General features: G+C 65.1%; 17 protein-coding genes. 8 read left to right on the forward strand and 9 right to left on the reverse strand.

Going from position 1 to position 20,346, the window contains the following annotated elements; genetic code table 11:
• Positions 1-110: 110 nt before the first annotated feature.
• From ACUXH0_RS19280 to ACUXH0_RS19310, 7 genes are all read right to left on the reverse strand, one after another.
• Positions 111-644: an A24 family peptidase gene (locus tag ACUXH0_RS19280; RefSeq protein WP_182594554.1), complete on the reverse strand. Its 534-nt coding sequence runs from the start codon at positions 642-644 to the stop codon at positions 111-113.
• Between the two features lie 131 nt (positions 645-775).
• On the reverse strand, positions 776-952 hold the full coding sequence (locus ACUXH0_RS19285) for a Flp family type IVb pilin (protein WP_027678035.1): 177 nt from the start codon (positions 950-952) through the stop codon (positions 776-778).
• 520 nt (positions 953-1,472) lie between these two features.
• The gene (locus ACUXH0_RS19290; protein ID WP_182594532.1) at positions 1,473-1,688 is read right to left on the reverse strand and encodes a Flp family type IVb pilin; all 216 of its coding nucleotides are present in this window, start codon (positions 1,686-1,688) and stop codon (positions 1,473-1,475) included.
• Between the two features lie 633 nt (positions 1,689-2,321).
• Positions 2,322-2,846 carry a TPM domain-containing protein gene (locus ACUXH0_RS19295; RefSeq protein WP_182594533.1) on the reverse strand — a complete coding sequence of 175 codons (525 nt, stop codon included), beginning with the start codon at positions 2,844-2,846 and terminating at the stop codon, positions 2,322-2,324.
• A 15-nt stretch (positions 2,847-2,861) separates the two neighbouring features.
• Positions 2,862-3,725 (reverse strand): TPM domain-containing protein, encoded by an 864-nt coding sequence (locus ACUXH0_RS19300; protein WP_024973425.1) that lies wholly within the window; start codon positions 3,723-3,725, stop codon positions 2,862-2,864.
• Positions 3,726-3,738: 13 nt separating this feature from the next.
• On the reverse strand, positions 3,739-4,365 hold the full coding sequence (locus ACUXH0_RS19305; RefSeq protein WP_004629669.1) for a LemA family protein: 627 nt from the start codon (positions 4,363-4,365) through the stop codon (positions 3,739-3,741).
• Positions 4,366-4,471: 106 nt separating this feature from the next.
• A complete protein-coding gene (locus ACUXH0_RS19310) occupies positions 4,472-4,675 on the reverse strand; it encodes a hypothetical protein (RefSeq protein ID WP_182594534.1) in 204 nt (67 codons plus the stop codon).
• A 92-nt stretch (positions 4,676-4,767) separates the two neighbouring features.
• Here ACUXH0_RS19310 and dapA point away from each other — a divergent pair, with 92 nt between their 5' ends.
• Entirely contained in the window at positions 4,768-5,676 is a 909-nt protein-coding gene (dapA, locus tag ACUXH0_RS19315; RefSeq protein ID WP_182594535.1) for a 4-hydroxy-tetrahydrodipicolinate synthase, read from the forward strand.
• A gap of 90 nt (positions 5,677-5,766) precedes the next feature.
• Here the strand turns inward: dapA and hemL are convergent, their stop codons facing one another.
• On the reverse strand, positions 5,767-7,068 hold the full coding sequence (gene hemL, locus ACUXH0_RS19320; RefSeq protein ID WP_182594536.1) for a glutamate-1-semialdehyde 2,1-aminomutase: 1,302 nt from the start codon (positions 7,066-7,068) through the stop codon (positions 5,767-5,769).
• A 214-nt stretch (positions 7,069-7,282) separates the two neighbouring features.
• On the opposite strand from hemL, the gene ACUXH0_RS19325 reads away from it, so the two are divergent.
• The 6 genes from ACUXH0_RS19325 to ACUXH0_RS19350 all read left to right on the forward strand — a co-directional run bounded on the left by ACUXH0_RS19325 (position 7,283) and on the right by ACUXH0_RS19350 (position 17,889).
• On the forward strand, positions 7,283-7,465 hold the full coding sequence (locus ACUXH0_RS19325; protein WP_003261842.1) for a rubredoxin: 183 nt from the start codon (positions 7,283-7,285) through the stop codon (positions 7,463-7,465).
• A gap of 292 nt (positions 7,466-7,757) precedes the next feature.
• On the forward strand, positions 7,758-8,255 hold the full coding sequence (locus ACUXH0_RS19330; RefSeq protein ID WP_004629648.1) for a response regulator: 498 nt from the start codon (positions 7,758-7,760) through the stop codon (positions 8,253-8,255).
• 30 nt (positions 8,256-8,285) lie between these two features.
• Positions 8,286-8,654, forward strand: a complete 369-nt coding sequence (locus ACUXH0_RS19335) for a response regulator (protein ID WP_004629647.1) — start codon at positions 8,286-8,288, stop codon at positions 8,652-8,654.
• A gap of 76 nt (positions 8,655-8,730) precedes the next feature.
• Positions 8,731-9,276, forward strand: coding sequence for a chemotaxis protein CheW (locus ACUXH0_RS19340; RefSeq protein ID WP_182594537.1), 546 nt, complete (start codon positions 8,731-8,733; stop codon positions 9,274-9,276).
• Between the two features lie 258 nt (positions 9,277-9,534).
• Positions 9,535-11,772 carry a methyl-accepting chemotaxis protein gene (locus ACUXH0_RS19345; RefSeq protein ID WP_182594538.1) on the forward strand — a complete coding sequence of 746 codons (2,238 nt, stop codon included), beginning with the start codon at positions 9,535-9,537 and terminating at the stop codon, positions 11,770-11,772.
• 90 nt (positions 11,773-11,862) lie between these two features.
• Positions 11,863-17,889, forward strand: a complete 6,027-nt coding sequence (locus ACUXH0_RS19350) for an Hpt domain-containing protein (protein WP_182594539.1) — start codon at positions 11,863-11,865, stop codon at positions 17,887-17,889.
• A gap of 71 nt (positions 17,890-17,960) precedes the next feature.
• On the opposite strand, the gene ACUXH0_RS19355 is transcribed toward ACUXH0_RS19350, so the two are convergent.
• On the reverse strand, positions 17,961-19,517 hold the full coding sequence (locus ACUXH0_RS19355; protein ID WP_182594540.1) for a cryptochrome/photolyase family protein: 1,557 nt from the start codon (positions 19,515-19,517) through the stop codon (positions 17,961-17,963).
• Between the two features lie 79 nt (positions 19,518-19,596).
• Between ACUXH0_RS19355 and ACUXH0_RS19360 the strand changes: the two genes are divergently transcribed.
• Positions 19,597-20,343, forward strand: a complete 747-nt coding sequence (locus ACUXH0_RS19360) for a pseudouridine synthase (protein ID WP_004629633.1) — start codon at positions 19,597-19,599, stop codon at positions 20,341-20,343.
• Positions 20,344-20,346: the final 3 nt, after the last annotated feature.

Raw genomic sequence — 20,346 nt, forward strand, 5'->3', positions numbered from 1 at the left:
TTGTGTGTCTGGCGCGTGCCTGGTGGCGTTCACTCCGTCAGGCTGGCTGCGGCGACGCCGTGTGCTTGTCTTGCACCGCGTCGGCACGCGTCAGGTGTTTCCCCCCTCGGCTACAACACTCCCCACTTCACCAGCAACGTGCCTGCGGCAAAGGCCACCGCGTATGGCAACTGGATCGTTCCGCTGCGCTTGCCCCCGGTTTCCGGAGAAGGCACGGCCTTGCCGCCGAACGGCAGCGACATCAGCAGCGTTGAAACCCCTGCGAACGAGCGTTGCGCGTCACGGCGCAGCAACACCATGGCAAGCGCGAGCACGCCGCCTGCCAGAAAACTCACGAAGGCAATGTGGAAGGCGCCGAAGGGCCCCATGAAGGCGCCGATCGCGCCCATCAGCTTCACGTCGCCGGCGCCCATGCCACCGAGCAGGTAGACGCCGATGCACAGTCCCATGCCCACCGCTGCGCCACCGAGCCAGGCGAGCGCGCCTGCGGGGAAGCCTTGTGTGAGGCATTGCGCGAGAAGCGCAGCCACGAGGCCCGACGCCACCAGCCAGTTCGGGATGCGGCGCGATCGCACGTCGCTCGCTGCGGCCATCACGATGAGCACAATCAGGCTGAGGTTCGCCAAGGCGCTCAGGCTTGTCATGGTGGTCATCTCGGGCTCCTCTCGGGCGATTGTTCTGGCTGTCCGCGCGGCATCGGGTGCCGCGGGCCAGCTTGTATTCCGCCGGATCAGGCCCGGGGCTGCCGGACCTGACCTGGGCGCACTGGCACTGCTCAGGCGGCGGCCGTCGACAGCTGGGTTGCGATCGAATTCCAGATGGCGCCGACCGCGGTCTTGACGGTAGTCCCGTAGGTCACCATCACCAGAGCCACAAAGGCCAGCAGCAGTGCGTATTCCACGCCGGCTGCACCGTCTTCTTCGCGCACGAAACGCTTGATCATGGCTTTCATTTCAATCTCCTCACGTCATGGTTCAAGGAAAGGGCGCACCGCTGAAGATCGGGCGCTGGGTTCTGGCCAGACAAGCCGGCCAAGGCCAAACCAGGGGTTCCGGAGATCGTGTGCGCACACCGGTGCCACACCGACACGAGGCCAGCATGTTCCGGAGCACGACAACACCAAGAGGCTCCCCCGACTTCACCAGTTCTCAGGGCTCACACCGGCGTGGCCGCTGGTGCTCGCTCGCCCGGACATCGCCGCAAATCGCAGCAGGTGCCCACTGGGCGCCGTGGGCTGGTCCACCATTTCTCCAGGGACCGGCTCACGCCTGAAAGTGCAACAACTTCCGTGTTCACCGCAGACGCTCCCGGCGGTTTGCCGGTCCCTGCAGCCGGCTGGCCTCTTTGTGCCAGCGCGTCGACAACTTCCCCGTACGTCTTTTGTTCTGTTCTGTTCGCTGCGCTGCTCGTCTGGCATGCGCTGTGTCCTACCGGCCCGTGGTGCGATTGCGCGCTACCCAGGCCTTGGAATATCAACCACCCGAACCACCGCCCTGCGAGCCCGATGATCCGAACCCGCCGGGTGTCATCAACACCGATGCCGCGTTGCTCCAGAAATCGCCCACGCTGGTTTCGACGCTCGCCATGACGCCAACCAGCACCAAAGCCACCATCACCAGCAGCAGGGCGTATTCCACGCTGGCTGCGCCGGTCTGGCGGGTCTTGATGTGTTGGTCTTTGGTTTCCACGTCCCACCCCCTCAGGTGTGCGCCGGTTCTGTCTTGTCTTTCCGAAACACCGTGCTGCTATGTCGGCGGGACCAACAGAGCGACGACCGTGCCATTGCCGCTAAGTCCTTGATTTTCAATGGCTGGGCAGGCGTGCCAGCGTCCCGCCCAGGCAAAAGGTCAGCGCTTGTTTCCCAAGCGTCACGCCTATTTTGTGTTGCGTGCGATACAGCAAACGATGACGCGCGTAGGTTTGCGCAAATACCAAACGTGAAAGTGATGCATGCGTGTTGTGCGCCGCAAAAAGCCGCGGGTAAGCCCGCACTCGTGCCAGCGGCGTGGTTACGTGCATTCTTGAAACATCAGGGCCTTTGCCTGGACAGGATGTGAGGCGTCGCAGCCGTCCGGTACGGTGTGGCCGTAACGTGTCTTGGGTGGGGTCTTGCAGGAAGAGAGGAGCGCTTTATCGGAGAGGTGGCCTACGGCGGAAGCTGGGCCTGATCTCGACGCCCGATGCGCTGGCAGCCAATCCCTCGTATGGAAGGATTAGGCGCGTGACCGACAGGGGTGGCGCGGCTGGGCGCGTCGAAACCGTTTCAGTTCTGAAACATGGCCCAGCACGGCAGGGGGAAAAACAAATGAAGCGTTGCGCCGTTACAGCACGACCGGCCGGTCGCTCAGCTCATTGGTGCGCGGCGTGCCATCGGAAGGCACGTGCGCGGCGAGGAGGTCGTTGATCTGCGCCAGCGCGTCGAGCACCGGCGCCATGGTCACGCGCTGCGCAAAGCCACGCGTGATGGTCTCGCAGATGGTGCGCCACGCGTGTGCGTCCACCTTGGCGGCGATACCGTGGTCGGCCAGGATCTCGACCGCGTGATCGGCCAGGTTGATGTAGAGCAGCACGCCCACGTGCTCGCGCGTGTTCCACACCTCCAGCAGCCCGAACAACGTCCGGGCACGGTGCCGCGGCGACATCCCGGCCCAGGCGTCGCGCACGGGCAACGAGCTCTCGATGACGACGCGCACTTCGCCGTGGTGGTGTTGTTCGCCTTCGCGTACGGCGGCTTCAAGCTTTTGCAGATCCGCCGGCGGAAACGCCCGCCTTGCATGCGACGAGGTTGTCAGCAGATGGGTCAGGGCACGGCGCGCGCCGTGGTGATGTCGGGTCGTGGAAGCCATGGATGCGTTCACCGGTTACCAGTTGCCGGAGGCGCCACCGCCACCGAAATCACCACCACCCCCGCCGCCAAAACCGCCGCCTCCACCACTGCCTCCACCAAAATCACCGCCGCCGCGTCCCCAGCCGCCACCCAATCCACCGCCCAAGCCACCAATGGTGCCGGGGCCCCAGCCGCGATTGCCCATCACCACGCGCGAGCCGGGGCGGCCGGGCAGGCTGCCCGTCACGCGCCCGCCCGAGCGCATGGCCGCGCTGAGCACGAAGAACACAATGATCGCCAGCGGAAACAGCACGGGCAGCCAATCACCGATGCCGCCGCCGGATTGCTGACGCTTGGCGCGCTCGGCCGGCGGCAGGCTCTCTTGTGCAATGACGGTCTGGATGGCCGAGATACCTGCCGACAGCCCGCCGTAGAAATCGCCCTGGCGGAAGTGCGGCGCCATCACGTCCTGCAGGACACGCTTGGATTGCGCGTCCGTCAGCGCCCCTTCCAGCCCGCGCCCGACTTCGATACGCATCTTGCGCAGCGATGCCGGGTTGTCCTTGGCGATGAGGATGATCGCGCCGTCGTCTACGCCCTTGCGGCCGGCCTTCCACGCATCGGCCACGCGGATGCCGTACGCCTCGATGGGTTCCGGCGCGGTGGACGGCACCATCAGCACGAAGATCTGGCTGCCGCGCTGCTGTTCGTAATCGGCCAGCACCTGTTCGAGCGCGCTTTTCTGCTCGGCGCTGAGCGTGCCGGTCAGGTCGGTCACGCGCGCGGCCAGCGGCGGCACGGCCACCATGTCGCTTTGCGCGCGCGCGGGCAACGCAGTGGCCAGCCACAGCGCCACAGTCAGCAAGAAGGTGAAGCAGGCACGCGCGCGCATCGACATGATCGTTAGCTCGTCAGAACTTCACCGGCGGGGCGGTGGAAATACCCTTTTCGTTCTCGACCGTGAAGTTCGGCTTGACCTGGTAGCCCATCACCTTGGCGGTCAGGTTGGTCGGGAAGCTACGGGTCAGCACGTTGTAGTCCTGCACCGATTTGATGTAACGCTGGCGGGCCACCGTAATGCGGTTCTCGGTGCCTTCCAGTTGCGATTGCAGATCACGGAACGACTGGTCAGCCTTGAGTTGAGGGTAGTTCTCCGACACGGCCATCAGGCGCGACAGCGCGCTCGAAAGCTCGCCCTGCACCTGCTGGAATTTCTGGAACGCCGCTGGATCGTTCAGCACTTCCGGCGTGATCTGGAAGCTGGTGGCTGCGGCCCGGGCCTTGGTCACCGCTTCCAGCGTGTCCTTCTCGTGCGAGGCATAGCCCTTGACCGTATTCACCAGGTTGGGAATCAGGTCCGCACGGCGCTGGTACTGGTTGACCACCTCGGCCCAGGCAGCCTTGGTGGCCTCATCCTTCGCCTGGAAATCGTTATAGCCGCACGCAGACAGGAATGGCGCAGCCAGCACGGCCAACGACAGCGCCAGCCAGCGCAGCACCGAAAAACGCGTCGAGCGGAAGGTCAGGGCAGGGGTCATGAAATCCTCTAGATCTTGAATCCGAAAAGAATGTGGCATGAGACTGACAGCGTCTCACGACGTTCCAGCGCACTTTAGCTTATGCGCTTGACGCCCCAGTCACACATCAGTACGGTATGGGGACGTTTTTGACAATTTCCATGCGCGCGATTTCCCGTTCCTCGTCGATCTGCACGGCACCGGCCTTCAGCCTGTCGGTCGTGTCGACGCTCGCGCGCGCCAAAAAAGCCACCAAACAGCCGCTCGTCTGACCGGAGCGCTGTTCCGTCAGATGGGCGACGGAACAGCGGTTGACCGATACGTTGGACACGGTTGCCTCTCTCCCGCATCTCGCGGGGCCGCATTCCCGAAGCGCTTCTGACGGTTCTTTGACCGGTCGTTGATTCGTCCAGGAGTGTTGTCGTGCTTGAAAATTCATCCACCAATTTGTCCACCAACGAACGTCCGTCGTATGCGGGCATCTGGGTGCCCATCGTGACGCCGTTTGCCGATGACGCAGCGCGATCAGTCGACTACGGCGCGCTGTGTACATTAGTGATGCGGTATCGCGCGCTGGGCGTCGCCGGTTTCGTAGCATGTGGCAGCACTGGCGAAGCGGCAGCGCTGACCGATCAGGAACAGGCCGACGTGCTCGATACGGTACGTGCCGCCGCCGACGGCTTGCCCGTGGTGATGGGCGTCTCGGGCAGCGCTCTCGCATCGGTGCGCGAGCGGATGCTGCGCCTCGCCGAACATCGGCCGGCAGCGTTTCTGATTCCGGCGCCTTCCTACATTCGCCCGTCGCAGCGCGGGATCATCGAGTACTTCACTGCATTGGCCGATGCTTCGCCCGTGCCGGTGCTGCTGTACGACATTCCGTATCGCACCGGCGCACACATCGACACCGAAACGCTGCTCGCGCTGGCGGCGCATCCCAACATCCACGGCATCAAGGATTGCGGCGGCGACGCGGACAAGACGCAGCGCCTGATCGCCGACGGGCGGTTGCAGGTGCTGGCCGGGGAAGATGCGCAGGTGTTCGGCACGCTGTGCGCCGGCGGTGTCGGGGCGATTATTGCTGCCGCGCATGTCCGCACGGAGCTGTTTGTCGAGATGGCAAGGGCGGTGCAGGAGCAGCGGTTGAACGATGCACGGCGGTTGTATCATGCGCTGGCACCGGTGATTCGGATGCTGTTTGCCGAGACGAACCCTGGGCCTTTGAAGGCTTGGCTGGCTGCCGAGGGGTTGATTCGCAATGTGTTGCGGGTGCCGATGATGATGGCTTCTGAGGGTTTGGGGCGGGAGTTGGGGGAGGTGGTTGGTCGGGTTTGAGTTTTCTTGGTGGTTCATCCCCGTTTCAGTCCCGGCAGGGGATGAAACAGGGGATGCACCGCCAAGTCCCATCCCCCAAATACAAAAAACTCAAATACCCTTAAACGCCTTCCGGGCCGCCTCAAACGTCGCATCCAGAATCGCATCATCGTGCGTGGCGGACACAAAACCCGCCTCAAACGCGGACGGTGCCAGATAGACGCCCTGATCCAGCATCGCATGGAAGAACGCATTGAAGCGCCCAACATCGCTCTTGGTGACTTCGGCAAAGCTCGTCGGCACGCCTTCGCGGAAGTAGATGCCGAACATGCCGCCCACGCTGTCCGCGGCAAACGGCACGCCAACTTCACGTGCGATATCGGCCAGCCCATCCACCAGTTTTCGTGTCTGGACAGCGAGCCTGTCATGGAAACCCTCCGCAGCAATCAACCGCAGCGTGGTCAGCCCAGCCGCCACCGCAAGCGGATTTCCCGACAGCGTCCCAGCCTGGTACACGTTGCCCAGGGGCGCCAAGAACCCCATGATGTCGCGGCGGCCGCCAAACGCAGCGGCCGGCATGCCCCCGCCGATGACCTTGCCCAGGCACGTCAGGTCCGGCTTGATGCCGTACAGCGCCTGCGCGCACCCGAGCGCCACGCGAAAGCCCGTCATCACCTCGTCAAAGATCAGCACGGCGCCGTGCTCGGTACACAGCGCGCGCATGGCCTGGTGGAATTCGTTGCTGCCACGCACGAGGTTCATGTTGCCGGCCACCGGCTCGACGATCACGGCGGCGATTTCCTTGCCGTGGCGGGCAAACGCCTCGCGCAGTGCGGCCACGTCGTTGTACGGCAGCACCATCGTGTGCTTGACCACGTCTTCCGGCACGCCGGCGGAAGACGGTGCGTTCTGCGTCGTATCGGCAAACGTCAGCAGGCCTGAACCGGCCTTGACCAGCAGGCTGTCGGCGTGACCGTGGTAGCAGCCTTCGAACTTGACGATCAGGTCACGCCCGGTAAAGCCACGCGCCAGGCGCAGGGCGCTCATGGTCGCTTCGGTGCCCGACGACACGAGCCGCACCTGTTCGATCGACGGTACGAGCTTGCAGATTTCCTCGGCCATGACGACTTCAGCCTCGGTAGGCGCCCCGAACGAGAAGCTGTCGGCCGCCACTTCCTGCACGGCACGCACGACCTCCGGATGCGCGTGGCCAACGATCATCGGGCCCCACGAGCCGACGTAGTCGATATAGCGGGTGCCGTCCGCGTCCCACAGGTACGGGCCGGCTGCCTTGGCAATGAAGCGCGGGATGCCGCCCACCGAGCGGAAGGCGCGTACCGGGGAGTTCACTCCGCCGGGGATGGTCTTCTGGGCACGTTCAAACAGGGCGGCGCTGCGGGAGGGAGTCGACATGGAGGGTGTTGGGAGAGAGCGTGGCGCCGAGCAGAGCGGCGCTGCGGCACGGTTTAAAGGCGGTTCGAGGCGATTATGTGGTGGTTTGCCGCAGATCCGGGTTGGATGCAGTCAAACACCGTGTCTGCCCGCTGCCTGTTCTGGCGCAGCCGGGCGTGATTCGGTACCATCTGGCCTGCCATTTTAATAGACGGAACCACCGAAGCTTTGCCCTATGGAACAACAGATTGAATACAAGACGTGGATGTGCCTGATTTGCGGCTGGATCTACGACGAAGAACAAGGCGCCCCGGACGACGGCATTGCGCCCGGCACGAAGTGGGAAGACGTGCCCATCAACTGGACGTGCCCCGAGTGTGGCGCGCGCAAGGAAGATTTCGAAATGGTGCAGATCTGATTCGGATCTGACCTGTCTCCCGTCGGCAAGTGAGTGTTTGCCCTCTTGCTGACAGCCAAGTATCAGGAAGTGACGGTTCGATGAATGGGCTCGTCGCTTCCATGCCACAAGCGCTCGGCGGACGGCCGGCGCCATTGACGGCGAATAGGTGACTTGTCACACTTCGTCAAATTCTGAGCTTCACACTTCATAAGCGGGCCGGGGGGCGTAGTTTTGAAGTCGTCGCCAGCGTGGGCCTTTTCCGTTTGGAGGGCGCGCTGCGTGGCGATTTGCCGCGATCCATCCGGTCAGAATGTCGTGGCGACCCGTGGTCGCGCACTGCGAGAACATGATGCAATCCGCGCGGGTGGAACAACTGGCTGACTCTCAACCGCTAGCGAACTCTCCGCTGGCGCATTCCCTGACAGGCTGCAAGGTGCTGGTAATCGACGATTCCAGCACCATTCGCCGTACCGCGCAGATTTTCCTCACCCAGGCCGGGTGCCAGGTCGTGCTGGCCGAAGACGGCTTCGACGCACTGGCCAAGGTGGGTGACCTGAAGCCCGATCTCGTGTTCTGCGACATCCTGATGCCCAATCTAGACGGCTACCAGACCTGCTCGCTGATCAAGAAAAGCCCAAAGTTTCATGCCACGCCTGTGATCATGCTCTCTTCGCGCGACGGGATTTTCGACCGTGCGCGGGGCAAGTCGGTCGGGGCGGTGGACCATCTCGCCAAGCCGTTCTCGAAGGAAGCGCTGCTGGAGGCGGTCCAGACGCATTTGCCGGTGGCGCGAGCTGCCGCGCAGTGACGGCATCTCTCTTAACGAAGGACTGTTTGTATGGCAATCAAGAAAGTGTTGGTGGTCGATGATTCTCCGACCGAAGCGCTGCACCTGTCGGAGATCCTCGGCAAGAACGGTTTCAAAGTGACGGTCGCTGCCGATAGCGAGCAGGCCATGACCAAGCTCGAAGCCGAAACCTTCGACCTGATCCTGATGGACGTGGTGATGCCGGGCCAGAACGGCTACCAGGCGACCCGCGCCATCAAGAAGGACGAGCGCTTCCAGGGCATCCCCGTGATCATGTGCACGACCAAGGGCCTGGAGACCGACCGCGTGTGGGGCATGCGCCAGGGCGCATCGGACTACATCGTCAAGCCGGTCAAGGCCGAAGAGCTGCTCGAGAAGATCGCCAAGCTGGCGCAGTGATCCTGCGGCAGTTCGCTTAGAAGCGCGACGTCGAGACCGCGCGCAGCAAAGACCCAGCACCGGACATGAGCCAGACGTGAACGAACAGCGCACCAACCTGACCTCCCGCCAGCGCCTGCACGAATACCAGGCGATGCTGGCACGCCGCCTGCAGGAGGCGCGCGCCAAGTCGGCGACGGAAGGCTTTCTGGGCGTGCAGATCGGCGAGCACCACTGGCTGCTGTCGCTGACCGAAACCGGCGAGGTGTTGGACTACCAGCCGCCCGCACGCGTGCCGCTCACACAGCCGTGGTACCTCGGTCTCGTGAATGCGCGCGGCAACCTGCTGGGCGTGATCGATTTCGGCTTGTTCTGCGGTGAAGCGCCGACGGGCAATGGCAGCGGCGCCAAGATCGTGGTGCTGTCCAAAGACCCGCAGCGTGCGTGCGCGATTGTCGTGCCGCGCGTGGCCGGCCTGCGCAGCCTGAGCGATCTGCAGCCCGCGGAAGCCACGGCGGAAGAGGGGCGTCCGTGGTTGGGGCGCGCCTGGCGCGACGCGCAGGGCACGCAATGGCGCGAACTGGATGTGCGGCAGTTGCTGGCCGATCCGGCGTTCCTGCAGGTCGGCCGCAGCCGCACGTAAAGCGATTGGGCAATCAGGTCGTAGAGCCTTAGAACCAACAAGAACGATTGGGCACGCCGCAACGGGAGCGGGGTGCGCAGGGGCAAGAGGCGGTGCGTGGCGCGCGAAACAGGGCGCGCCAGGTGGCCAAGTGTATTCACAGGCTCCGCCGAAGGTGCGTATCACGCCAGGTTGAACAAGGCGCGGACGCGGACGGGAAATCCATGCGGCTGATCTCGACAGAACGAGACGGCAGCATCGACAAGACAAGAGGGTCCTATGGGGTTCAAGTGGTTCAACGCAGGTCGCCGTGCCGGTGAGGCTGGGGCGCCCGAGGTTGCAGCGGAGGGCGCGTCGGCGGCTTCCGTGCAGTTGGCGCAGTTGGACAATGCGTCCCATACGGATGACGATAATCCCGCTGGCACGCCCACGCAGCTGGGCCGCTCGCCCATGGACGCCGTGGTCGGCTGGATGGAGCGCGTGCCGATTGCCGCGCAGCAGCGTGTCTTCACGATCGGCCTGGTGGTCGGTCTGCTGGCCCTGCTGATCTCGGTGTACCTGGATAACCGCCAGGCCAACAACGGTTCGGTGCAGATTGAAATTGCCGGTGACACGCTGATGCACTCCCAGCGTCTGGCCAAGGCGGTGCCGGTGGCGCTGCTGGGTAACACCAACGCATTCGCCCAGCTCAAGGAGAGCCGTGCGCGTCTGCAGGAAAACCTCGATGCGCTGAAAAACGGCAACTCCGAGCGCGGTGTACGCGCCTCGGGTGGCGATGCCGAAGCGTTGCTCGACAAGTCGATCGAAGAGTGGAAGCGCAGCGACAAGAGCGCCCAGGCCATTCTGGCGCAGGAAAAGACGCTGGTGGCGGTGGGTAAGACGCTGAACGTGTTCAACGCGTCGAACCCCGAACTGCTGGAAGAAGCGGAGCAGATCTCGTCGATGAAGCTGCAGACCAACGCGCCGGCCCGTGAAGTGGCCGCCTCGTCGCAGCTGGTGATGTTGACGCAGCGTCTGGGTAAGAACATGAACGAGTTCCTGGCCGGCGAAGGCGTGAACCCGGAAACGGCGTTCCTGCTCGGTAAGGACACCAACACCTTCCGTGAAACCCTGAACGGACTGCTCAACGGCTCGGAAGCGCTGCGCCTGTCGGCCGCCACCGATGCCGAGACGAAGGGCTACCTGCAAGAACTGTCGACCCGTTTCGACAACGTGCAGAAGACCACGCAGATCATTCTGGAAAACCTGCCGGGCCTGATCGCCGCCAAGCGCGCCCAACAGCAGATCTTCAACGACAACGAAAAGCTGCGTGCCGAGCTGTCTGACCTGCAGTCTGCCTATGCCGGCAGCGTGCGCAGCCGCCCCATGACGCTCGGTGCGGTGGTGCTGTCGGCCATCCTGACCGTGGTCTGCCTGGCCGGCCTGGCCGCCCTGTACCTGCGCGATTCGCGCGTGCGTACGATGGAAGCAGAAGCGCGCCAGCGCGAAGCTGAAGAGCGCCGGATGGTGGAAAAGCGCAACAACGATTCCACCCAGGCCGCAATTCTGCGTCTGATGAACGAACTGCAGGACATTGCAGACGGTGACTTGACCAAGCAGGCCACCGTGTCGGAAGACATTACAGGCGCCATCGCCGACTCGGTGAACTACACCGTGGAAGAACTGCGCGAGCTGGTCGGCCGGGTGCAGCAGACGGCCGAGCAGGTGACGCAGGCATCGTCGGCGGTGCAGACCACGTCGGAAAGCCTGGTGGCCGCATCAGAAGAACAATCGCGCCAGATTCGTCAGACCGGTCAGTCGGTGGTGGAGATGGCCGACCGCATTACGCAGGTCTCGCGCGGTGCTGCTGAATCGGCCAACGTTGCACGCGCCTCGCTGGCCGCTGCCGAGCAAGGTCAGCAGGCGGTGCAGAACGCCATCACGGGCATGAACGACATCCGTGACCAGATTCAGGAAACCTCGAAGCGGATCAAGCGCCTGGGCGAATCGTCGCAGGAGATCGGTGAAATCGTGGAGCTGATCTCGGACATTACCGAGCAGACCAACGTGCTGGCACTGAACGCTGCCATTCAGGCGGCATCCGCTGGTGAAGCCGGTCGCGGCTTCTCGGTGGTGGCAGAAGAAGTGCAGCGCCTGGCAGAACGTTCGGCCGAGGCAGCCAAGCAGATCGGCGCGCTGATCCGCACGATTCAGACCGACACGCAAGACGCGGTGCACGCCATGGAGCGCAGCACGGCGGGTGTGGTGGAAGGGGCGAAGCTGTCCGATAACGCCGGTGCTGCACTGGTGGAGATCGGTCGCGTGTCGCGCCAGCTTGCCGAACTGATTGAGAGCATTTCGCAGACGACGTCGCACGAAGCGACGCTGGCTTCGGACGTTGCGCAGAACATCGAACAGATCCTGCACATCACGGAACAGACGTCGACCGGTACGCGCCAGACCGCGCAGTCGGTGCGCCAGCTCACGCAGCTTGCCGAAGAACTGCGTGACTCGGTGGCGCGGTTCCGCATCGCCTGATCTCGTCACCTCTGGATTTCGGGCGGGAACGCCGAAGGGGCCACCCCGGGGGCAATCGCGGCAACCGCCACCTGCTTTTTGGAAGCACACATGCGTCATCAATCTTCCGCCCAGCCCGAATCCGCCTCTGTCGAGGCGGTGGGAGCCCCAGCCGGGCGTCAGAAATCCGGCCCCAAGCCTGCCGTGCCCGCGCGTGATCTCTCCGCGCTGGCGTGGGTCGCGCCCAACATGCGCGCTGCGCTGGACGATGCCGTGCGCGAGTTCGGCGAATACGTGGCCGATGTCATCGCCGATCCGGAGGTCATCGGTGCGCGCGATACGACGTCGCTGCGCCTAGCCGGCCAGTATCTGCACCAGGCTGCCGGCGCGCTGCTGATCGTGGGTCTGCGCGGTGTCGACGTGTATTGCCAAGCCGCCAAGCGCCTGCTCGAGGCGGTGGATGCCGGCAGCGTCGCCGCCGACGCCCAAACGCTGGACGTGTTCTCGCGCGCCGTGCAGGCGTTGCAGGAATACGTTTCCGACCTCATGGCTGGCATGGCCGAAGAGCCGCTGCGCCTGTTCCAGCCGTATCAAGCCGTGCTGTCCCGCCTGGGCGAAGAGCGCATCCACCCGGCTGACCTGTGGGCCGATGAGCTGCGCCACCTGCCGGCGCTGCTGCTGCCCTCGCGCGATTTGCCGGGGCTGGCGCGCCTGCGCCGCAAGTTCGAATTGGCGTTGCTGACCGCGCTGCGTGCGCCTGCCTCGAACGCCGATGGTGCGGTGGTGGATCCGTCGGCCGCGGCAGCGGCCTACGCGCCGCTGGAAGACCTGCTGCATGGCATCCGTGCGCTGGAGCGCGAACCGCGCCGCGCCGGGGACGATCTGCAGCGCGATCTGTGGCTCGTGCTGGCCCTGACATTTGGCGCCCTGCGTGCGGGCCTGGTGCCGGCCGACATGACCGCCAAGCGCCTGGCCGCACGCGTCAACCTGCTGCTGCGCCAGTACTCGCACAACAACGTCCACTTGCCGCAAGGCCTGCTGACCGACGCGCTGTATTTGCTGGCCGGCATGGCGTACAGCAACGCACCGGCAGTGCCGGTTGGCGACGACACGCTTGGCCCGGATATCGTGGTCTGCGTGCAGGCCTTCGCGATTCCGCCCACGCACGCGCCCGCTGGCGCACTGCACACGCGTCAGTACTACGCACTGCTGCCGACCGACGCCAGCGACACGCTGCAACGCGTCGGTCGTTCGCTCGAAACGCTCAGTCAACAACCTGCACCCGCGGCGGACGAACTCGATGCTGCACTGCAGACCCTTGCGCTGCATGCCGATGCGCTGGGGCAGCCGGCCCTGTCCGACCTGTCGAACCGTCTGACCGAAGCTGCCGGGCAGGACGTTGCGCCCACGCTGCAATTCCTCTCGCGCATGCTGGCCCGCCCGTGGGCGGTGCATGGCGAATCCGGCGACTTGCGCAGCGCGTGGTTTGCCGCCCGCTGCAGCGAACTGGCCGAACACGCCCGCGCGACGCAAGACGGTCACGCCGTGCCGGCTCCCGCATGGCTCACGCTCCTGGCCGAAGAAGCTGCACAACGCCGCGCGCATGCCGAGCAGGTTCGCGCGCTGCAAACGTTGCTGGCCTCTGCCGAAACGCACCTCGATGCGTTCGAGCGCGAAGGCGTGGAAAGCGGCGGCCTGCAGGAAGCCGCCCGCCTGTTCGGCGAGATGCAAACTGCCTTTGCCGCGCTCGACGCCTATGAGGCAGTGCACGCCACCGAAGCTGCCCAATCGACCATCAACGCGCTGCAAGCCGCGGGCGAGGGCGCAACTGCCGATCGTGAGCGCTACCTGGCTGCGCTGGCTGCCAACGTCAGCGGTCTGCAGGCCTTGCTTGATGCGTTGTCTGCCGGCACAGAACTGACCGGCGGCCAAGTCGACGAGATCGTCATTGAAGGCCAGCTGACGCCCACCGAGCGCGAAACCGCATGGCGCGAGTTCGCCTTCGACACCGAATCCGGCATGCTGGCCCGCCGCGAGCCGCAATCCGAAACGCTCGTCGGCGCAGACATCGCCAATGCCGATGCCGCGTCGCCGCTGCAATCGTTGCTTGATCGCCTGCTGGCCAAGCAACCGGTCGACCCGACCGACCCGCTGGCTGCGGAGCTGCGCACTGCGCTGCAGGAAGCGCGCGATGCCGCCGCCATCGACGACGATCCGGCTCGCCGACGCCGCCTGGAAGAGGCGCTGGCCCAGTTCGATGCATGGCAGGTTGGCAGCCCCGGCGCGCTTGAGCGGATGCAGGCCGCATTGGCGGCACCGGTTGCTGCGCCTGCGGCCGCCGCGCCTGCGCCAACTGCCGCACGGGATACCCAATCCATCGACGCCGAGCTGCTCGACATCTTCCTGTCTGAAGCCGAAGAAGTGCTGGCCGGCGTGCGCGCCGACCTGCAGGGTCTGCAGGCCGCTGCCGACATGGGCACGGGCGGTCTGGCTGCCGGTTCGGACCTGGACTTGCTTACGCAGTTGCGCCGCGCGTTCCACACGCTCAAGGGCTCGGGCCGCATGGTCGGGCTCACGCGCTATGGCGAGGCGGCCTGGGCCATCGAGCAGGTGATGAATGTCTGGCTGGCCGAGAGCCGTGTGCCGACGCATGACCTGGCCGCGCTCCTGACGCGCGCCGAGTCCGAGTTGTCAACGTGGGCCGCTGCCATCGCGCAATCGCCCCAAGCCGATCACGCGATTGAACCGCTGGTCGCCGCCGCAGAGCGCGTGCGCCATGGTGGTCCGTTCGTGTGGCTGGAGGCCGTGCCCGAAACGCAGGCCGCTCCCGAACACGCTGAGCCGCAAGTGCCCGAAGCACCGGCTGCGGAACCCGCATTGCACGACATCGACGCGATGCAGCCGATGGAGTTGACTGCACCGGATGTGCCCGTTGCAGAAGCCGAAGAAGCCGTCGCGCTCCAGTGGGAAGACGAACCTGCGCTGCCCGACGTCGAGGCGCCGATGCCCGAGGCGACCGCACCGCTGGTCGAGCATGAGGCAGTCGAGCCGGCTGCAGAGCACGTCGAAGAGACGATTCAGGACGCTGCCGCTGAACCGGTTGCCGCCGATGCCGACGCCAAGGTGATCCCGTTCCCGTTCGCGCAGACCGGCGAGCTGGAGGAAGCACCGCACGACGACGGCGTGAAGGAGATTGGTCCGGTCCGCATCAGCGTGGCGCTGTACAACGTCTACCTGCAGGAAGCCGATGATCTGATCCGCCGGCTCGGCGTGGATTTCTCGGAGTGGCGCCACGAAGGCCGCACGCCGCCGAGCGAGCTGGCCCTGCGCGCCGCGCACACGCTGCAAGGCAGTTCCGCCGTGGTTGAGCTGGAGCCCGTGCGCCAGTTGGCTGGGGCGCTGGAGCAGGTGCTGCTGAATCTGAACAGTCGCCCGGTGGCGATGCATCCGGGCGACTTCCGCCTGCTCGATCAATCCATCGAGCGCATGCGCGGCATGCTGCATCAATTTGCCGCCAGCCTCTGGCCCGACGCCGACGAGCCACTGCGCCGCAGCCTGGACGAGCTGTGCGAGCGCCTGCTCGTGCGTCCGCGCCTGCCGCTGGGGCCGGCGCCCACTGCCTTTACCGAAGCCGAACAGGCCGAGAACGAAACCCCCAGCCAGGCTGGCGAGCCCGAGTTTGAGCCGGCACAGGTTGCGCCGACGTTCGTGCCCGTACACGAGTCGCCCGTTGCCGAGCCGGCCGTCGGTGAGCTGGTTCGCCAGGCACCGGCCGACGCGCTCGACCCGGCGCTGCTGGAAATCTTCCTGGAAGAAGCGCACGTCGCGCTGCCCGAGCTGGGTCAGCATCTGCGCGCTTGGGAAGCCGCGCCGCAGGACCGCAATGCCGCCGGCCTCCTCCTGCGTAACCTGCACACCGTCAAGGGCAGTGCGCGCATGGCCGGTGCCATGACGCTGGGTCAGGCCGCGCACGAAATGGAAAGCGCCATTGAAGGCGGTCTGCGCCAGAACCGCGTGGACGATGCGCTGTTCCGCAAGCTCTACGTCTGGTTCGACCGCATTCAGGCGCACGTCGATGCGCTGGGCGCGGGCAACCTGCTGCCGCTCGACGCCGGCCTTGCCGATGCCGCCGATGTGCAGCAGACGGCCGATGCGCAGGCATCGTCCTCCGCGTCGATGCTGCCGGCAGTTGCAGTCTCGACGAGCGTGGATCTGACCGGTACGCGGAGCCCCGAAGCCGAGGCGCTGGAAGTGGCCGAACGCCAGCGCGCGATGGTGCGGGTGCAGGCGCGTGCGCTCGATTCGCTCATCAATGATGCGGGTGAAGTCGGTGCGGCGCGTGCGCGCCTCGAGTCGGAAGTCGATGCGCTCAAGACCTACCTGTCGGAACTGAACGACAACGTGGCGCGTTTGCGCTCGCAGGTGCGCGAGATCGAAATCCAGGCCGAAACGCAGATGGAGTCGCGCATTGCCGATGCGGCTGCACATTCCGAGTCGTTCGACCCCCTGGAGTTCGACCGATTCACGCGCTTGCAGGAACTGACGCGGATGATGGCCGAGTCCGTCAACGACGTGGCGACGGTGCAGCAGAACTTGTTCCGCGGTTTCGATCAGGCGTCGCTCGATCTGGAAACCCAGGCACGCCTCACGCGCGGCCTGCAGCGCAGCCTGATGCGCGCGCGCATGGTGCAGTTCGATACCGTGGCAGACCGTCTGTATCGCGTGGCCCGCCAGGCTGCGGCGGAAACCGGCAAGGAAGTCCGTCTGTTCATCAAGGGCGGTACGGTGGAACTGGATCGCAGCGTCCTGGACCGCATGGGCGGGCCGCTCGAACACATGATCCGCAACGCCGTCGCACACGGCATTGAGTCGGCCGACGAGCGCCGTGCCAAGGGCAAGAATCCGGCTGGCGAGCTCACGCTCGAGGTGCAGCAGGAAGGCAACGAAGTCGTGCTGCACTTCGTTGACGACGGTGCCGGCCTGAACCTCGACCGCATTCGCGCACGCGCGCTGGAGCGTCAACTGCTGGCCGCTGACGAAGAAGCCAGCGACGCGCGCCTCACCGAGATGATCTTCACGCCGGGCTTCTCCACTGCCGATCAGGTGTCGGAACTGGCCGGTCGTGGCGTGGGCATGGACGTGGTGCGTGCCGAAACCGTCGCCCTGGGTGGCCGGATCTCGCTGCAGACCACGCCCGAAGTCGGCACGCGTTTCACCATCCACCTGCCGCTGACGACTGCGATCACGCAGGTGCTGTTGGTGCGCGTGAACGAGCGTGTGTACGCGATTCCGTCGGGCATGATCGACCACGTACAGCAACTGCGCCCGCAGGCGCTGGCCGAGGCGTATAACGCCGCCGCGCTGCAATTGCCGACCGGCCCCGTGCCGTTCCACTACTTTGGCGCGCTGCTCGAAGAAGCGACATCCGTCACGGGCGCGCGCAAGTACTCGCCGGCGGTGGTCGTGCGCAACGGTGCCGAGCGCGCCGCCGTGCACGTCGACGAAGTGATCGGCAACCGCGAAGTGGTGGTCAAACACATCGGCCCGCACCTTGCACGTCTGGAAGGTATTGCCGGTGCGACCACGCTGGGCGACGGCGAGATCGTGCTGATCTACAACCCCGTGGTGCTCACGCAGCGCTTCGAGCGCGAAGCCGCCGCACGTGGCCCATCCGATCAGGAAGCGACGGGCGCCGTGGCCGAGCTGCACCGCGACGGCAGCATCGACGCCGTGCCGGGCCTGGCCACACAGCCAATCGTGATGGTGGTCGACGATTCGCTCACGGTGCGCAAGGTCACGCAGCGTCTGCTCACGCGCTCCGGCTACCAGGCCGTGCTCGCGCGCGACGGCGTGGACGCGCTGCGTCAGCTTCAGGAAGTCACGCCCGACGCGATGCTCGTTGACATCGAAATGCCGCACATGGACGGGTTCGACCTCACCCGCAACGTGCGTGCGGATGAGCGCATCGGCGCCACGCCGATCATCATGATCACCTCGCGTACGGCCGACAAGCACCGCCGTTACGCGGCTGAGATCGGCGTGAACGTCTACCTGGGCAAGCCGTACAACGAAGAGGAGTTGCTCCAGCATCTGCGCAACCTCATCGGCGAGCGCGCGCCGGCGGCCAGGGCAGGCTGACGACGCGCTTCACAAAAACAACAAGGGGCCGGTGTTCTACCGGCCCCTTGTTGTTTGCTGCGTGGCGATCTTCAATCGTCGTTGCTGGATTTGCTCATTGCCGCCGCTTCAGCGCCCGATGTGCGATGTGCCTTGGTCACGGCATAGCGGTCCAGCGTGGCCGCACGTGCGCCTGCGTGGTCGATGATGGGGCGGGGATACGTCTCGCCCAGCACGACGCCCGCTTCCTTCAGCACATTGGCTGGTGCCGTCCACGGTGCGTGGATGTATTTGTCGGGCAGCTTTGCCAACTGCGGCAGGTACTTGCGGATGAAACGGCCCTGCGGGTCGAACTTCTCCGACTGCGTGACGGGGTTGAAGATGCGGAACCACGGTTGCGCATCGCACCCACTGGACGCCGCCCACTGCCAGCCACCGTTGTTGGCTGAGAAGTCGAAATCGTTCAGCACGTCGGCAAAATACTGCTCGCCGCGCCGCCAATCGATGCCAAGGTCCTTGATGAGAAAACTGGCCGCCACCATGCGCAGGCGGTTGTGCATGTAGCCGCTCTGGAAGATCTGCAGCATGGCCGCATCCACCAGCGGATAACCAGTCTGTGCACCTTTCCACGCTTCAAAGCGCGCGTCGCCGGTGTCGCCGTCCACCCAGCGGATGCGATCGAATTCCGGATGGAACGCGGCGCCGTCGGCCAGATCCGGGCGGTGATGCAGGATCATGAAATAGAAGTCACGCCAGACCAGTTCCGACAGCCACGTCGCCGCGCCCCGGCTGCCGCGCAGCATGGCGGCATGTGCGCGCGCAGCGAGCGTGCGGATCGATACTGTGCCAAAGCGCAGGTGCGTGGACAGATAGCTGGGTCCGCGCACGGCGGGAAAATCGCGGCGCGCATGGTAGTCGTCCATGCGGTCTTCAAACTCGTCGAGCAATGCCTGGCCCCCCGACATGCCGGTGGGTAGGGCAATCTCCGACAGATTGGTGTGCGCGAAGCCCATCGCTTCCAGCGCAGGCGTTGGGTGCGCAAGTGCCTCAGGCGGCCTCGCCAGCGCGCCCAAGTAGGGCTCTGTCGGATACGCGCGCAAGTCGAACGGCGTCAGCGCTGCCAGCCAGGCATTCTTGTAAGGCGTGAAGACGCCGTACGGTCTGCCCTGCCCGTTCAGGATTTCGTCGCGCTCGAAGATCACCTGATCCTTGAAGTCGAACCAGGCGCACGGCTGCTGGGCGAGCACTTTGCGCACCGCTTCATCGCGCGCCTGCGCGGAAGGTTCTTCGTCATGGTTGGCGAAGACGGCCTCGATGTTCAGCTTGCGCGCGATCTCCGGAATCGCGTGGCGAGGGTGGTCATGCACCACGATGAGGTCGCCGCCGGCCTCGCGTAACGCGCTGCGCAGTTCCTCGATGGACGCGCGGATGAACTCGATACGGCGGTCGGCCTGGAGCCCGCGCGCGAGCAGCGCGTCGAGGATGTCGCGGTCGAACACAAACACGCAATAGACCTCGCGGCAGTGCCGCAAGGCATAATGCAGCGCCGCGTGGTCGAAGTGCCGCAGATCGCGCCGGAACCACACCAGACCTCGCTGGAAGTGCGCTCCGATGTTGTACGGCTGGCGGCTTGGGGCGGTGGAGGGCATCGGATGGAATCGGTTGCTCTTTAGACTGGCCGAGCGTATCGCAAAATTCGCCCCTTTTTGTCTTGTTCACGTTGTTGTCATGGCTGATTCTTCTCGTCTACCGCTGTATCGCATCCTGCAATCCCAGGGCTTCGGCACGCGCCGCTATTGCAAGGACCTCGTCCTCGCGGGGTTGGTCTTCATCAACGGCGTCGAGATGGAAAGCCCCGATGCGCTGGTCGATACCGCCGGCCTGGTCCTGGATGTCGACGGCGAACGCTGGGCATACCACGCCCGCGCCTATCTGATGCTCAACAAGCCGGCCGGCGTGGAGTGCTCGCAAAAGCCGAAACATCATCCGAGCGTGTACACGCTGCTGCCGGTGCCGCTGCGCGAGCGGGCCGTGCAGTGCGTCGGACGGCTCGACCAGGACACCACGGGGTTGCTGCTGCTGACCGACGACGGCCAGTTCGTTCACACTGTCACCAGCCCGCGCCACCAGGTGCCCAAGGTGTACGAAATCACCACCGCCGAGCCCGTGACGGATGCGCAGATCGCCCAACTGTGCGCCGGCGTGCTGCTGGCCGACGAAAATGAAAACGTTGCCGCCGCCTGGGCCGAGCGCGTCGACACGCACCACCTGCGCATGGCCCTCACGCAGGGCAAATACCATCAGGTGAAACGCATGGTGGCGGCCGCCGGCAACCACGTGGACGGATTGCACCGCAGCGCCATCGGCGGGTTGTCGCTGGGTGATCTGGCGCCGGGCGAATGGCGCTGGCTGGAAGCCGCGGACTTGGAGGCGCTGAACATCACGCCGCCGCACGCAACCGTGACGAGTGCCTAAAGC

The organism is Ralstonia sp. 110700041-2, assembly GCF_056280165.1.